Here is a 14024-nt window from a genome sequence, read left to right on the forward strand (position 1 = left end):
GTGACGAACGGAGTGAGAAGCCGACTCAGCCGAAAGGACTCCGCACATGAGCACTGCACCCACCGACGGTCAGCCGATCTTCACCCGGCCGGGGGAGGCCACGGTCGCACCGCGACACGTGATCCCCGACGCCGAGTCGCTCCCGTCGACCGCGAAGCAGATCGTCGAGGACGAGACCATCCTCGACGGCAACGCCCGTCTGAACCTCGCGACGTTCGTGAGCACCTGGATGGACGACGAGGCCAAGCAGGTGTACATGGCCTCGTTCGACAAGAACATGATCGACAAGGACGAGTATCCGCAGACCGCCGCGATCGAGGACAACTGCTGGCACATGCTCGCGAACCTCTGGCATGCGCCGGATGCCGCCCGCAGCATCGGCACGTCCACCATCGGCTCGTCCGAGGCGTGCATGCTCGGCGGGCTCGCGTTCAAGCGCCGGTGGCAGCAGGCGCGTCGCGCCGCGGGGAAGGACGCCTCCTCGCCGAACCTCGTGATGTCGAGCGCCGTGCAGGTGTGCTGGGAGAAGTTCTGCAACTACTTCGACGTGGAGCCGCGCTTCGTGCCGATCAGCGAGGAGCACAAGACGCTCGACGGGCACGAGCTGGAGAAGTACGTCGACGAGAACACGATCGGGGTCGTGGCGATCATGGGCGTCACCTACACCGGCATGTACGAGCCGGTCGCGCAGATCGCGGCGGCGCTCGACGAGATCCAGAAGAACACGGGGCTCGACATCCCGATCCACGTGGACGGCGCCTCCGGGGCGATGATCGCCCCGTTCCTGCAGCCCGACCTGGAGTGGGACTTCCGCCTGGAGCGGGTGCACTCCATCAGCACCTCCGGCCACAAGTACGGGCTCGTGTACCCCGGACTCGGGTGGGTCGTGTGGCGCGACGCCCAGTGGCTGCCGGAGGACCTCGTGTTCCAGGTCAGCTACCTCGGCGGGGAGATGCCCACGTTCGCACTGAACTTCTCGCGCCCCGGCGCACAGGTGCTGCTGCAGTACTACCTGTTCCTCCGCCTCGGCTTCGAGGGGTACCGGGCGGTGCAGCAGGCGTCGCAGGACGTGGCGAAGTTCCTGTCGGCGGGCATCGCGAAGCTCGACGCGTTCGAGCTGTGGAACGACGGCAGCGACATCCCCGTGTTCGCGTGGCGGTTGAAGCAGGGGCATACCGACAACTGGACCCTGTACGACCTGCAGGATCGGTTGCGCATGCGCGGCTGGCTCGTGCCCGCCTACCCGATGCCCGCCGACCTGGAGGAGCTCACGGTGCAGCGCATCGTGGTGCGCAACGGCCTCAGCATGGACCTGGCCGCCGAACTGCTCGACGCGATCACCGCCGAGGTCGCGCACCTCGACGCCCTCACCGCGCCGATGCCGGGCGACCACCCCGACTCGGCGTTCCACCACTGAGGCGCGGGTCATGTCTGCACACGGTGCCGAACACGCCCCCCGTCCCGCCGTCACCCCGTCGACCCGCGTCTCCCGGCCCGCGGTGGCCGTGCTGGGGGTGGGGCAGCTCGCCCTGCTGACGCTCGTCGTGGTGGCGAGCCTGCGCTCCCTGCCGGCGATGGCGGTCTACGGCCTCGGGAGCATCATGCTCTACCTCATCCCGGCGATCCTGTTCCTGGTGCCCACGGCGCTGGTGGCGGCCGAGCTCGCGACCGGGTGGAAGGGCGGCGTCTACGTCTGGGTGCGCGAAGCCCTCGGCAACCGCTGGGGGTTCACCGCGGTGTGGCTCCAGTGGATCCAGAACGTGGTGTGGTTCCCCACCCAGCTCGCCTTCGTGGCGGGCGCGCTCGCGTTCGTCTTCCTGGATCCGTCGCTGTCGAGCTCGGGCTTCTTCACCGCGGTCGTGATCATCGTCTGCTACTGGGGTGCGACGCTGGTCACCCTCCGCGGCGGCGACCTGTTCGCCAAGCTCGGCTCGTGGGGCGGCATCCTCGGCACGCTGCTGCCCGCCGTGCTGCTGATCGTGTTCGGCGCGGTCTGGGTGTTCAGCGGCGAGAAGAGCCAGGTCCCCCTCGAGGCGTCGGCGATGATCCCGCCGTTCACCGGGCTCGCCTCGATCGTGCTGATCGTGTCGAACGTGCTGGCCTACGCCGGTATGGAGGTGAACGCGGTGCACGTGAACCAGATGAAGGACCCCGGCCGCGGCTACCCCCGCTCGGTGTTCCTCGCGGCGGCGCTCATCCTGCTCGTGTTCATCCTGCCGACCCTCGCGATCGCGGTCGCGGTGCCGCCGAAGGAGCTCGGTCTCACGAACGGCATCATGCTCGCGTTCGGGGAGTACTTCGACCACTGGAGCATGGGCTGGGCCACCGCGGTGGTGTCGGCCCTGATCGCCGCGGGCGCCCTCGCCTCGGTCGTCACCTGGGTCGCCGGCCCGTCGAAGGGCGTGCTGGCCGCGGCGGAGACGGGGCTGCTGCCGCCGCTGCTGCAGAAGAGGAACAAGGCGGGCGTGCAGTCGGGCATCCTGATGCTGCAGGGCACGATCGTGACGGTGCTCGCGGCGATCTTCATCATCGTGCCGAACGTCAGCGCGGCCTTCGTCGCGCTGATCGACATGGCCGCCGCGCTGTACCTCGTCATGTACATGCTGATGTTCGCCTCGGCCCTCGTGCTGCGGCGGAAGGCGCCGGACGTGAAGCGCGCGTACCGGGTGAAGGGGCTGCCGCTGGTCGCCGGGGTGGGCTTCGTCGCCTGCCTGGCCGCGTTCCTCCTCGCGTTCATCCCGCCGGACGGCTTCACCGCGTTCCCGCCCGCGGCCTACCCGTGGATCGTGGGGGCGGTGATCGTGGTGCTGGGTGCTCCGCCCCTGGTGTTCTACGCGGTGCGCCGTCCGTCGTGGGACCGCCGGCCGGCGGACGGCAGCCTGCCCAGCGACGCCCACCCGGAGGCCTGAGCGCCCGGAACCGATGCCGACCCGCCGCCCGTCACAGGGGCAGCGGGTCGGCGCCGTCTTCGCGGGAGCCGTACCCCCAGCGGAGCGCGATCAGCCCCGGCGCGAACCCCGAGCGCACGGTGGTGGCCGTGCGGTTCGCGGGAGGCAGCGGCACGATCTCCTCCTCGCCGCCGACCATCGTGACCTCTTCGATCCAGGTGGGCGACGGCGACCGCGCGAAGTCCACGTGCAGGAGCAGCTCGGGCGTGCGGTACATGCTCGCGTAGGTCACGAGCCGGTCGCGCGGGTAGGGGAGCGGGTAGTGCAGGGTGAACTCGATGAGCGCGGACTGCCGCTGCTCGGGCGGATCGTCGACGGCGAGGAGCATGCCGAACGCCATGCGGGAGGAGTGCGCGTGGCGCTGCACCACGCGGCACCCGGTCACCGCGGTCAGCTCGGGCCACACGTCGGTCGGCACCCCGGGCAGGTCGATGTACGGGATGAGGCCGGCCCGTCCGCTGGGAGGTCGGAGGATCGCGCGGTAGTGGATGGTGTCGACGAGGCCGTGCGCGTCGGTGGTGCAGACCGCGTGGACGGAGTGGGTGTTGAACGACGCCGCGGGGTCGATGCCGAGCGCGCGGAACGTGTCGAGGATCGGCCCCTCCCGCGTCCAGTCCTCGCAGGGTGCCCGCGGCTTGGGTGGACGTCCGGCGCGGCGGCTGTGTCCGATGCGTCGCTGCAGGGTGCCGCTGTCGAGCAGGAGCAGCGTCTCGAGCTCCTCGACCGCCGCGAGCGAGCAGACGCCCTCGGGTTGCCGCGTGCCGTTCTGCCAGCAGCTGAGGGTGGCGATCGAGACGGGGTTCCCGTGTCGACGGAGCCGATCGCTCAGCTGCGCGAGGGACGTGCCGCGGGCCGCGATGGCCTCCCGCAGTGTCTCGGCGAACCCGGCGACGGGAGCGGGTGGCGACGGATCGAGGTGCATGAGGCCTCCTGATCGGGGGGTCGTCCCACCCATGACACCAGATCAGACATCAGATGTCGAGAGTTGGTTGCCGCATCCGACCTGCGCGCCGCCGGCCCGGAGGGTCAGGTGGCGTTCCAGAGGTCGCGGTAGTACGCCATCCGCTCACGGTCGGGTTCGAGGCCGTACGCCTCGACGAGGGCGTCTTCCCACCCCGGGCCGTAGTTCCACCCGGTGCTCATGGCGGCCACGGCGATGTCGGCCCAACGGTCGGCGACGCCCAGCTGCGCGAGGTCCACGTGCGCGAGCCACCGGCCGTCCGCGCCGATCAGGGTGTTCGGGCAGCAGGCGTCGCCGTGGCTCACCACTGCGCGGTCGATCGGCGGCGGAGTGCGCAGCGACTCCGGCACCACGATGCCCCGGCGCTCCGCGTTCGCGATGCGCGACGGCACGCTCCACTCCCACGGGCACTCGGCCACGGGCAGCGCGTCGTGCAGCGCCCGCAGCGCCTCACCCACCGCGCGCACGGCGGTCGCGGGCTCGGCCGTCCACCGGGGATCCACGGCGCTCAGGCCGTCGAGGGCCGCCGTCACCAGCCACTCGTGCGTCTCGTCCTCGCCGCTGTCCAGCACGGTCGGCGCGCTGATCCACCGCGCGGCCCAGCGCATTCGCTCGGCCTCGTCGCGCAGCGTGGACTCGAGGTTGCGCGGACCCCACTTGATGTAGAACGGCTCGCCGACGCCGGTCGCGCGGAACGTGAGACCGCCGTCGTCGTTCCGCCAGACGCAGACGAGGTCTGCTCCGCGGGACAGCTCGCGCACCCGGTCGGGGACGACGACGGACTCGGCGGGGATCGTCATGCTCCCATCCTGCCGGACGCGCGGACGCTCAGGGCCGACCGGTCGCGCGAGGAGCGGACGCCGTCTCCGGACCGGCGGTGTCGTAGGCTCGCCTCGACGCCGTCCCCTCACGCCCGGTCGCACCGGCACCACCGCGGCCCGGGTTCGTCCTGGAACCAGGAACCACCTAGGCTGGGACTGCGTTTCAGGCATGTCGCACGACGTTCGAAGGAGAACCTCAGATGCAGATCAGCGGACAGGGCGCCCTCGTCACCGGAGGGGCGTCGGGCCTCGGGCTCGCCACCGCGCGTCGCCTCGCGGCGGCCGGAGCCCACGTCACGATCATCGACCTCCCCTCCTCGGCCGGTGCCGAGATCGCGGAGGAGCTGGGCGGGATCTTCGTGCCCGCCGACGTCACGAGCGTCGACGAGGTCGCGGCCGCGGTCGCCGCCGCACAGGCCGCCGCCCCGCTGCGCGTGGTGATCAACTGCGCCGGTATCGCCCCGCCCGCCAAGGTGCTCGATCGCGAGGGCAACCCCGCGGTGCTCGCCGACTTCGAGCGGATCGTGCGCATCAACCTCGTCGGCACCTTCAACGTCATCTCGCAGGCCGCGGCCGTGATCGCGAAGAACGAACTGCACGACGAGGAGCGCGGCGTCATCGTCAACACCGCCAGCGTCGCGGCGTTCGACGGTCAGATCGGGCAGCCCGCGTACTCCGCGTCGAAGGGCGGCGTGCACGCCATGACCCTCCCGATCGCTCGCGAACTCGCCCGACACGGCATCCGCGTGTGCACCATCGCCCCCGGCATCATGGAGACCCCGATGCTGATCGGGCTGCCGCAGGAGGCGCAGGACTCGCTCGGCCAGCAGGTGCCGTTCCCCGCCCGCCTCGGCCGACCGGACGAGTACGCCGCCCTCGCGCAGCAGATCGTCGAGAACGGCTACCTCAACGGCGAGACCATCCGCCTCGACGGCGCCATCCGCATGGCACCGCGCTGACCCCCGCCCCCGAAGGAGAACCCATGTCACTCGCCGGCAAGACCATCCTCATGTCGGGCGGCAGCCGCGGCATCGGCCTCGCGATCGCGCTGCGCGCCGCCGCCGACGGCGCCAACATCGCCATGCTCGCCAAGACCGACACCCCGCATCCGAAGCTCGAGGGCACCGTGCACACCGCGGCCGAGCAGATCCGCGCGGCCGGCGGCCAGGCGCTGCCGATCGTCGGCGACGTGCGCGAGGACGACGACATCACCGAAGCGGTCATGAAGACGCAGGGCGAGTTCGGCGGCATCGACATCGTGATCAACAACGCCAGCGTGATCGACCTGTCGCGCTCGCTCGACCTCTCGGCGAAGAAGTACGACCTGATGCAGGACGTCAACGTGCGCGGGACGTTCATGCTGTCGCGGGCGGCCGTGCCGATCCTGAAGGACGCCGAGAACCCGCACATCCTGTCGCTCTCGCCGCCGCTGAACCCCAGCCCGAAGTGGCTCGGGGCGCACACGGGCTACACGCTCGCGAAGTTCGGCATGACCATGGTCACGCTCGGGCTCGCGGCCGAGTTCGCGCGCGACGGCATCGCCGCCAACACGCTGTGGCCCCGCACGACCATCGCGACCGCCGCCGTGCAGAACCTCCTCGGGGGCGACAGGGTGATGGCCGCGAGCCGCACGGCCGACATCTACGCCGACGCCGCCTACGCGGTGCTGTGCCGGCCGGCCGCGACCACCACGGGGCAGTCGCTCATCGTGGAGGACGTGCTGGAGGCCGAGGGTGTGACCGACTTCTCGCGCTACGCCGCCGTGCCCGGCACCCCCGACAGCGCCCTGTTCCCGGACATCTTCCTCGACTGACCCGGTCCGCGCGGGATCAGAAGAGCAGGTAGAGCGCGCCGAGGATCGTGAGCGCGATCACGATGCGGTCGAACACCCGTTGATCGAGCCGTCGTGCCACGCGCAGTCCGAGGAGGGCGCCGAGCACCACCAGCGGCGCGAGCAGCGCGTCCGTCAGCAGCACCGGCGCGGTGAACAGTCCGATGCCCGCGAGGAACGGCACCTTGATCACGTTGATGATCGCGAAGAACCAGGCCGAGGTGCCCAGGAACACCTGGACCGGGGTGCGCGTCGCCAGGAAGTACATCGACATCACGGGTCCGCCGGCGTTGGCGACCATCGTCGTGAAGCCGCCCAGGGTGCCGTAGGCGCCGGCGAGCACGAGTCCGCCGCGGGGCGTGACCGTCGTCTCGACACGCGACTGCCGCCATCGTCGCCACAGGGTGACGGCGATCATCAGCAGCAGGATCACGCCGATCGCGCGCCGCACCACGTCGTCGCCGGTCAGGGCGAGGAAGGCGAAGCCGAGCAGCAGTCCGGCGATGACGGCGGGGGCGAGTCGCAGCAGTGTCGGCCAGTGGGCGTGCCGACGGTAGGCGAGGAGCGCGAACACGTCGCCCACCATGAGCAGCAGCAGCGTGGCCGCGGTCGAGGTGCGGGCGGGCAGCACCGCGGCGAACAGCGCGATCGCGAGGATGCTGCCGCCGGGCAGCGCGGTCTTGGAGATGCCGATCACGACCGCGGCCAGGCCGAGCGCCGCCCAGGCCCACGCGTCGAGCGCCATCACCGGCGCAGCTCGTCCGCGATGTCTTCGAAGCCGCGGGCGGTCGCGAGGTCGAGCGGCAGCACGCCGTCGCCGTCGCGGATGGTCGGGTCGGCGCCGCCGTCGAGCAGGGCGCGCACCACGGCGACATAGCGCCCCGAGCCGTCACCGAGCACGATCGCCTCGTGCAGCGCCGTCCACCCCAGGTTGTTCACGTGGTCGGGGTCGACGCCCGCATCGAGCAGGATCTGCACAGTGTCGAGCAGTCCGCGCTCCGACGCGGGGATGAGGGCGGTGCCGCCGAAGCGGTTGGTGCTGGTGAGGTCGGCGCCGTTGTCGAGGGTGAGGCGCAGGATCTCGTCGTGACCGCGGGCACCCGCGTACAGATAGGCCGAGTCCTGGATGTCGTCCTTCGCATTCACGTCGGCACCCGCGGAGATCAGCGCGCGGGCGGCCTCGACGTGGTTCGCCTTGGTGGCCGCGACCAGTGCGGTCATGCCGCCCTCGCCGCGGGCCTCGATGTCGGCACCGGCGTCGAGCGCAACCCGGACGGCGGCGGCGTCACCGCGGGCGGCGGCGTCGAGCAGGGCGGACGTGGCGTCGAGCGGGGCGGGGGTGGTGTCGGTCATCGGGGCCTCCGTGGTGGGTGCGGTCGGGTGCGTGGCGGTGGTCGCCGTGCACGCCGAGGGGAGCAGGGCGACCCCCGCGAGGGCCGCCCAGAGCACGCCCCGCCGCATCCGCATACCTCTGGTATACCAAACGGCCCGGAGGTGGGGGAGCGTCAGTCCCGGACGGAGGCGAGCGCGGCGGCGAACCGGGCGGCGCGCTGCTCCAGGTCGGCCCAGTCGGACGCCGCGATCGAGGCGCCGTTGGCGAGGTCGCCGCCGGCGCCCACCGCGACCGCGCCCGCGGCGTACCAGTCGGCGAGGTTGTCAGGCTTGACGCCGCCGGTGGGCATGAGCGGGGCGTCGGGGAACGGGCCGCGGAGAGCGCCGAGGTAGGCCGGGCCGCCGAGCGAGGCGGGGAAGATCTTCACGACGTCGACGCCGAGCTCCAGCGCGCCCATGACCTCGGTGGGCGTGAGGGCGCCGGTCATCACGACGCGGCCGGTGTCGAGCATCGCGCGGGTGAGGGCCGGGAGCGTGCCGGGGCTCACCAGGAACTCGGCCCCGGCGTCGGCGGCCTGCGCGGCCTGCGCGGGGGTCGTCACGGTTCCGGCGCCGATGTAGGCGGCGTCACCGTGGCGGGCGATCAGCTCGCGGATCACGGCCGGGGCGTCGGGCGTGGAGTAGGTGACCTCGATGCCGGTCACTCCACCCCGGATGATCGCCTCTGAGGCCTCCAGGGCGAGTTCGGGCGAGGGGGCGCGGAGGACGGCGAGGACGCCGGTGGTGCGGGCGCGGGCGAGACGGTCGGACATGGCGCTCCTTGATCGAGGGATGCGTCCATTCTTCCGCACCACAACTTGTCATTACAAGTTGTGCTACTTGGCGACGAGCGTCGTCTCGAAGCTGTAGAGGTCGGGGCGGTAGCAGTGGTGGCCGAACTCGATCGCGGCGCCGGACTGGTCGAACGAGATGCGCTCCATCGTGAGCACGGGGCCGCCCGCCTCGATCTCCAGCAGCTCCGGCTCGTCGTCTTCCGCGCGGCGGGCGCCGATCTTCTGCTTCGCGATGCGGATCGCGACGCCCCGGGCGCGGAGCACCTGATAGAGGCCGCGCGACTCCAGCTGCTCGGTCGAGATGTCGGCCAGCTCGCGCGGGAGGTAGTTCTCGAGCACCGCGACCGCGACGCCGTCGGTGCTTCGTCTGCGGCGCAGATGCAGCACCTCGGTGCCCGGCTCGAGCCCGAGCGCGAGGGCCACCTCGTCGGTCGCGGGGATGATCTCATGGGTCAGCACCTGCGTGCCCGGCTCGTGGTTCGCGCTCTGCAGGTCTTCGTACAGGCTGGTCAGCTCGACCTGCCGCGTGACCGAGCCCTGCACCACCTGGGTGCCGATGCCGCGGCGGCGCACGAGCAGGCCCTTGTCGACGAGCTCCTGGATGGCGCGGCGGATCGTGGGGCGGGAGAGTCCGAGCTGCTCCGCGATCGAGACCTCGTTCTCCAGGCGGGCGCCCGCGGGGATCGCGCCGGACTGGATCGCGCTCTGGAGTCGTGTGGACACCTGGAAGTAGAGCGGGACGGGCCCCGTGCGGTCGATGTCCGCGAAGAGCTCGTGGGGCCAGGGGGTGACGACATCGGCCATGGATGCTCCGCTCTGGGTTGGGGAGTCACATTGTAGCGACAATCATACGAGCGACTCCAGACGGCGTCGAGGCGCAGTATTCCGCGGATCCCGGCCGCGCCCGCGCACGACGGCGCCGCGGGTGAGCTCTGGGATGCTTAAAGTGCTATTGTGCTGACATGACGGGAGCAGCGTGAGCTTCGGGTGGGATCCCCACCTGCTCGTCGAGCTCGGGCTCCTCGGGCTGGCGTTCGTGCTCTCGCTGGCCGTGGGTGTCGAGCGCTCCCGCAAGCAGAAGAACGCCGGGCTGCGCACGCACGTGCTGGTGGGCCTGGGCTCGGCCATCTTCACCCTCATCTCGGCCTACGGCTTCGAGGGCGTGCTCGGGCCGGAGGTGGCCGTCGATCCCTCGCGCATCGCGGCGCAGGTGGTGTCGGGGATCGGGTTCCTCGGCGCCGGCGTGATCTTCGTGCGCAACAACGCCGTGTCCGGGCTCACCTCGGCCGCGACCATCTGGGTGGTCGCGGCGATCGGCATGGCCTGCGGGGCGAACATGCCCCTGCTCGCGATCGCGGGCACGGGTCTTCATCTCCTCACGGTCGGCCCGCTGTCGCGGCTGCGCGACCGCGTGCGCCCCGAGCCCGAGCGCCTGCGCGTGACCCTGCAGTACGAGGCCGACCGCGGCGCGCTGCGCGAGGTGCTGGCGGCGGCCGAGCGGCGGGGGCTGCCCGCCACACTGCTCGGTGCCGCGCGGATCCACGGTGAGGCGGACATGCGGGCGACGCTCGAGTTCGCGGAGGCCGAGCCGGGGTCGCGCTCCGAGCTGATCGACGCGATCGCCCGCCTCGACGGGGTGCGCTCGGTCGTGGTGCAGGGCTTCTCCGAGGACGATTGATGCATATGTCATGACCTGCTAACATTCGAGACGAACCCAGGGTTCGACCATTCAATGGAGAAAGGACAACGCGTGATCCGCATCGCGAACGCGCCGGTGAGCTACGGAGTCTTCGAACTCGCTCGACCGGACCTCGTGGCCCTCCCCGACGGGGAGCAGCTCGCCCGCTGGATCAGCGAAGCCGGATACCAGGGCATCGACCTGGGCCCCGTCGGTCTCCTCGGCCAGGGCGCCGAGCTCGACGAGCGCCTCTCCCGCCACGGCCTCGACCTCGCCGGCGGCTGGGTCGACCTGCCGTTCGCGGGCGAGGACGAGGAGTTCGCCGCCGCGCTGGCAGGCCTCGACCGCACGCTCGACGTGTTCGTCACCGCCGCCGAGCGCGGCCAGGACCTCGCACCGCTGCCCACCCTCGCCGACTCCGGCAGCCCCGCCCGCAAGGCCCGCCCGGGCGGCGCCCCCGAGCTCACGCTCCGCGGTGCCGCGTGGGAACGGTTCGCCGACCGGGTGAACCGCGCCGCCGCGCGCGTGCGCGACCGGGGCCTCGAGCCCACCTTCCACCACCACGCGTGCACGCACGTCGAGACGCCGGAGGAGATCGACGCGCTGCTCGCCTCCACCGACGTCGACCTCACGTTCGACTCCGGTCACCTGCTGATCGGCGGCGGCGACCCCCTGCCCGACTACCGGCGCTGGCGCGAGCGGATCAACCACCTGCACCTGAAGGACGCCCGCACCGCCCTGCTGCACGACGCCCTGGCCGCCGACGACCCCATGCGCTCGGTGTGGGAGAAGCGCGTGTTCGTACCCCTCGGGGAGGGCGACCTCGCCGTCGACGCCCTGCTCGACGAGATCGTCGCGAGCGGGTACTCCGGATGGCTGATCGTCGAGCAGGACGTGGTGCCGCGCTCGACCGCCGACGTGGAGCGCGCCGTGGCCGAGCAGGCCGCCAACCGCGAGGCCCTGCGGCGGTGGTTCGCATGAGCGCCGCCGTCACCCGCGTCGCCGTGATCGGACTCGGCGCGATCAGCCAGAGCGTGCACCTGCCGCTGCTGCGCCGCAACGCCGAGGCCTTCGCGATCGCCGCGCTCGTCGACCTGTCCGCCGCGCGCACCGCCGACATGGGCGCCCGCTACGGCGTGCCGTCCGCCCGGCAGTTCACCTCGGTCGACGAGCTCGTGGCCGCGACGGCCGCCGGCGACCTCGACGTGGACGCCGCCATCCTCGCCACCACCGGCTCGCACGCGGGAGACACCCTGCGGCTCGTGCGGGCGGGCATCCGGGTGCTCGCCGAGAAGCCGCTCGCCTACTCGCTCGCCGAGCTGGACGAGCTCACGGCGTACGGGCGCGAGGCCGGCGTCGACCTGCGCGACTGGGTGCGCGTCGGCTACATGAAGGAGTACGACACCGCGTCGCTGCGCGCGAAGGAACTGCTCGCCGACGTGACCCTGCGCGCGATCGACGTGCAGGTCATGCACCCGCTCGACGGCTCGCAGCTCGCCTACGCGCGGCTCGCCGCTCCCACGGGCGACGTGCCCCGCGACACCATCGAGCCCCTGATCGCCGCCACAGCCGCCATCGTCGACGGGGCCGTCGGGTCAGACCTCCCCGTCGACCTCCGCACGCTGTACACCAACGTCGTGCTCGGCTCGATCGTGCACGACGTGGGGCTGCTCCGGTCGCTCGTCGGCGGTCTCGGCGAGGTCGCGTTCGCGCAGCACTGGGGCCCGAAGATGCCGGGCTCCGTGCATGTGCGCGGCACCCTCGCCCGCGACGAGACGCCGTGGACCGTCGACTGGCACTACATCGACGGCTACCCCGACTACCAGGAGACCGTCACGTTCCACCACGAGGCCGGATCGATCGAGCTCGTGTTCGGCGTGCCCTACGTGACGAACCTCCCCACCATCCTCCGCGTGACCGAGAGTCACCCGGAGCTCGGCATCCGCGTGAGCGACTCGCGGTGGATGCAACAGGAAGCATTCGAGAACGAGCTGTACGCGCTCGCGGCCCTGGTCCGCGGCGAACGCCCCGACGGGGCGAGCGTCGAGGAGTCGGTCGCCGACGTGCGCGTCGGGCAGCGGATCATCCGCGCGCTCGCGGTCTCGAAGGGCCACGCGCTCGACCCGGGCGCCGAAGCCGCGCAGTAGCCATCCCGCAACACCCGAATCCGAGCGCCACCGCTCGGCGATCAACGACAAGAAAGGTCGGAAATGGTCACGCAAGGAAAGCGCCGCCTGCTCGCGGCGTTCGCCCTCACCACCGTCGGTGCGGTCGTGCTGGCCGGCTGCTCCGGAGGATCGGAGCCCGAGGCCGAGGAGTCGACGGGCCCCGTCACCCTGACGCTCACCACCAACTCCATCACGGGAGGCAAGAACGCCGCCGAGGCCGACTGGATCGCGGACTGGGTCGTCCCCGAGTTCGAGAAGGCCATGGAGGAGGACGGCAAGGACGTCACCGTCGAGTTCCAGCCGCAGGGCGTCGACGACGAGGACTACAAGACGAAGATCGCCCTCGACCTGCAGTCCGGCAAGGGCGCCGACATCATCGGCATGGACGGCATCTGGGTCGGCGAGTTCGCCGAGGCCGGCTACATCAAGCCGCTCGCCGAGGTCGGCGGCGACGCCGTGGACGACTGGGACGGCTGGGGACAGATCCCCGACGCCGTGCAGAGCGCCCTGTCGTTCGACGGCGACCGCTACGGGGTGCCCCAGGGCGCGGACGGCCGGGTGCTCTACTACAACAAGGACCTGTTCGCGCAGGCCGGCCTCGACGAGGACTGGGCGCCGGAGAGCTGGGACGACATCCTCGATGCCGCGAAGGACCTCAAGAAGATCGACGGCGTGACCCCGATCCAGCTCAACGCCGGTACCGCGATGGGCGAGGCCACGACCATGCAGGGCCTGCTCCCGATGCTCGTCGGCACCGGCGAGCAGGTGTACGAGGACGGCAAGTGGATCGGCGCCACCGACGGCATGCAGGAGGTGCTCGACCTCTACAAGACGATCTACGTCGATGAGGGCCTGGGCGACCCCGTGCTGCAGCAGGAGGCCTCCGGCCGCGACACGTCGTTCCAGCTGTTCGCCGAGGGCAAGATCGGCATCCTCCTGGAGGGCGACTACTTCTGGCGCTCCGTGATCAACCCCGCGGAGGGTGTGGGCACCGCGCCCATGGCCAACCGCGACGAGGTCGTCGGCTACGCCAAGATCCCCGCGGTCGAGCCCGGCGAGGGCATCAAGGGCCAGGACTTCGTGTCGATGTCGGGCGGCACCGGCCGCGTGCTCAACCCGAACTCGAAGCACGCCGAGCTGGCGTGGGAGCTGCTCGCGTTCATGAACTCGCCCGAGGCGTACGAGGCCCGTGCCGCCGGCACGCTCGCGATCTCGCCGCGTGACGACGTGAACGAGAAGCTGCTGTCGTCCGACCCGATGCTGACGTTCGTGAGCCAGGAGGTGCTGCCGATCACGGCGTACCGCCCCGGTCTCGCCGCGTACCCGCAGGTGTCGGTGCTGCTGCAGCAGGCCACGCTCGACGTCGCCACCGGAACCTCGGTCGACGATGCGCTGAAGACCTACGTCCGTGGTCTCGAAGGCGTCGTGGGACCGGACGCGATCTCCGAGTGA

Annotated in this window: 14 protein-coding genes; 8 read left to right on the forward strand and 6 right to left on the reverse strand. The window is 71.3% G+C overall.

Annotated elements, in window-relative coordinates:
• Positions 1-46: 46 nt before the first annotated feature.
• Positions 47-1417 carry a glutamate decarboxylase gene (locus ACFV3I_RS14055; protein ID WP_136033349.1) on the forward strand — a complete coding sequence of 457 codons (1371 nt, stop codon included), beginning with the start codon at positions 47-49 and terminating at the stop codon, positions 1415-1417.
• A 10-nt stretch (positions 1418-1427) separates the two neighbouring features.
• Positions 1428-2909: an amino acid permease gene (locus ACFV3I_RS14060; protein WP_206252507.1), complete on the forward strand. Its 1482-nt coding sequence runs from the start codon at positions 1428-1430 to the stop codon at positions 2907-2909.
• A 31-nt stretch (positions 2910-2940) separates the two neighbouring features.
• Here ACFV3I_RS14060 and ACFV3I_RS14065 read toward each other — a convergent pair whose 3' ends face one another.
• Entirely contained in the window at positions 2941-3870 is a 930-nt protein-coding gene (locus ACFV3I_RS14065; RefSeq protein ID WP_136033351.1) for a hypothetical protein, read from the reverse strand.
• Positions 3871-3974: 104 nt separating this feature from the next.
• On the reverse strand, positions 3975-4709 hold the full coding sequence (locus tag ACFV3I_RS14070; RefSeq protein ID WP_206252509.1) for an aminoglycoside 3'-phosphotransferase: 735 nt from the start codon (positions 4707-4709) through the stop codon (positions 3975-3977).
• Between the two features lie 221 nt (positions 4710-4930).
• On the opposite strand from ACFV3I_RS14070, the gene ACFV3I_RS14075 reads away from it, so the two are divergent.
• Positions 4931-5689, forward strand: a complete 759-nt coding sequence (locus ACFV3I_RS14075; RefSeq protein ID WP_378823310.1) for an SDR family NAD(P)-dependent oxidoreductase — start codon at positions 4931-4933, stop codon at positions 5687-5689.
• A gap of 23 nt (positions 5690-5712) precedes the next feature.
• Entirely contained in the window at positions 5713-6543 is an 831-nt protein-coding gene (locus ACFV3I_RS14080; RefSeq protein WP_136033357.1) for an NAD(P)-dependent oxidoreductase, read from the forward strand.
• Between the two features lie 16 nt (positions 6544-6559).
• On the opposite strand, the gene ACFV3I_RS14085 is transcribed toward ACFV3I_RS14080, so the two are convergent.
• The 4 genes from ACFV3I_RS14085 to ACFV3I_RS14100 all read right to left on the reverse strand — a co-directional run bounded on the left by ACFV3I_RS14085 (position 6560) and on the right by ACFV3I_RS14100 (position 9530).
• Positions 6560-7309 carry a sulfite exporter TauE/SafE family protein gene (locus ACFV3I_RS14085; RefSeq protein WP_372490548.1) on the reverse strand — a complete coding sequence of 250 codons (750 nt, stop codon included), beginning with the start codon at positions 7307-7309 and terminating at the stop codon, positions 6560-6562.
• Positions 7306-8028, reverse strand: a complete 723-nt coding sequence (locus tag ACFV3I_RS14090) for an ankyrin repeat domain-containing protein (protein ID WP_378823312.1) — start codon at positions 8026-8028, stop codon at positions 7306-7308. The genes ACFV3I_RS14085 and ACFV3I_RS14090 overlap by 4 nt, the downstream gene beginning before the upstream one ends.
• 38 nt (positions 8029-8066) lie before the next feature.
• The gene (locus ACFV3I_RS14095; protein ID WP_366626490.1) at positions 8067-8705 is read right to left on the reverse strand and encodes a bifunctional 4-hydroxy-2-oxoglutarate aldolase/2-dehydro-3-deoxy-phosphogluconate aldolase; all 639 of its coding nucleotides are present in this window, start codon (positions 8703-8705) and stop codon (positions 8067-8069) included.
• 63 nt (positions 8706-8768) lie between these two features.
• On the reverse strand, positions 8769-9530 hold the full coding sequence (locus tag ACFV3I_RS14100) for a GntR family transcriptional regulator (protein ID WP_136033361.1): 762 nt from the start codon (positions 9528-9530) through the stop codon (positions 8769-8771).
• 172 nt (positions 9531-9702) lie between these two features.
• On the opposite strand from ACFV3I_RS14100, the gene ACFV3I_RS14105 reads away from it, so the two are divergent.
• From ACFV3I_RS14105 to ACFV3I_RS14120, 4 genes are all read left to right on the forward strand, one after another.
• A complete protein-coding gene (locus tag ACFV3I_RS14105; RefSeq protein ID WP_136033363.1) occupies positions 9703-10404 on the forward strand; it encodes an MgtC/SapB family protein in 702 nt (233 codons plus the stop codon).
• Between the two features lie 72 nt (positions 10405-10476).
• The gene (locus tag ACFV3I_RS14110) at positions 10477-11385 is read left to right on the forward strand and encodes a sugar phosphate isomerase/epimerase (protein ID WP_205828304.1); all 909 of its coding nucleotides are present in this window, start codon (positions 10477-10479) and stop codon (positions 11383-11385) included.
• Positions 11382-12551, forward strand: coding sequence for a Gfo/Idh/MocA family protein (locus tag ACFV3I_RS14115; protein WP_378823314.1), 1170 nt, complete (start codon positions 11382-11384; stop codon positions 12549-12551). Before ACFV3I_RS14110 ends, ACFV3I_RS14115 begins: the two co-directional genes overlap by 4 nt.
• A gap of 63 nt (positions 12552-12614) precedes the next feature.
• Complete coding sequence (locus ACFV3I_RS14120) at positions 12615-14024, forward strand: extracellular solute-binding protein (protein ID WP_136036190.1); 1410 nt, start codon at positions 12615-12617, stop codon at positions 14022-14024.

It is taken from the genome of Microbacterium sp. NPDC059771, from assembly GCF_042732495.1.
GTDB classification, from domain to species: Bacteria; Actinomycetota; Actinomycetes; order Actinomycetales; family Microbacteriaceae; genus Microbacterium; species Microbacterium sufflavum.

What these genes read in the sequence shown, in the direction of transcription:
- ACFV3I_RS14055 (WP_136033349.1), top strand. Translation starts at nt 47, where the DNA reads ATGAGCACTGCACCCACCGACGGTCAGCCGATCTTCACCCGGCCGGGG.
- ACFV3I_RS14060 (WP_206252507.1), top strand. Translation starts at nt 1,428, where the DNA reads ATGTCTGCACACGGTGCCGAACACGCCCCCCGTCCCGCCGTCACCCCG.
- ACFV3I_RS14065 (WP_136033351.1), bottom strand. Translation starts at nt 3,870, where the DNA reads ATGCACCTCGATCCGTCGCCACCCGCTCCCGTCGCCGGGTTCGCCGAG.
- ACFV3I_RS14070 (WP_206252509.1), bottom strand. Translation starts at nt 4,709, where the DNA reads ATGACGATCCCCGCCGAGTCCGTCGTCGTCCCCGACCGGGTGCGCGAG.
- ACFV3I_RS14075 (WP_378823310.1), top strand. Translation starts at nt 4,931, where the DNA reads ATGCAGATCAGCGGACAGGGCGCCCTCGTCACCGGAGGGGCGTCGGGC.
- ACFV3I_RS14080 (WP_136033357.1), top strand. Translation starts at nt 5,713, where the DNA reads ATGTCACTCGCCGGCAAGACCATCCTCATGTCGGGCGGCAGCCGCGGC.
- ACFV3I_RS14090 (WP_378823312.1), bottom strand. Translation starts at nt 8,028, where the DNA reads ATGCGGATGCGGCGGGGCGTGCTCTGGGCGGCCCTCGCGGGGGTCGCC.
- ACFV3I_RS14095 (WP_366626490.1), bottom strand. Translation starts at nt 8,705, where the DNA reads ATGTCCGACCGTCTCGCCCGCGCCCGCACCACCGGCGTCCTCGCCGTC.
- ACFV3I_RS14100 (WP_136033361.1), bottom strand. Translation starts at nt 9,530, where the DNA reads ATGGCCGATGTCGTCACCCCCTGGCCCCACGAGCTCTTCGCGGACATC.
- ACFV3I_RS14115 (WP_378823314.1), top strand. Translation starts at nt 11,382, where the DNA reads ATGAGCGCCGCCGTCACCCGCGTCGCCGTGATCGGACTCGGCGCGATC.
- ACFV3I_RS14120 (WP_136036190.1), top strand. Translation starts at nt 12,615, where the DNA reads ATGGTCACGCAAGGAAAGCGCCGCCTGCTCGCGGCGTTCGCCCTCACC.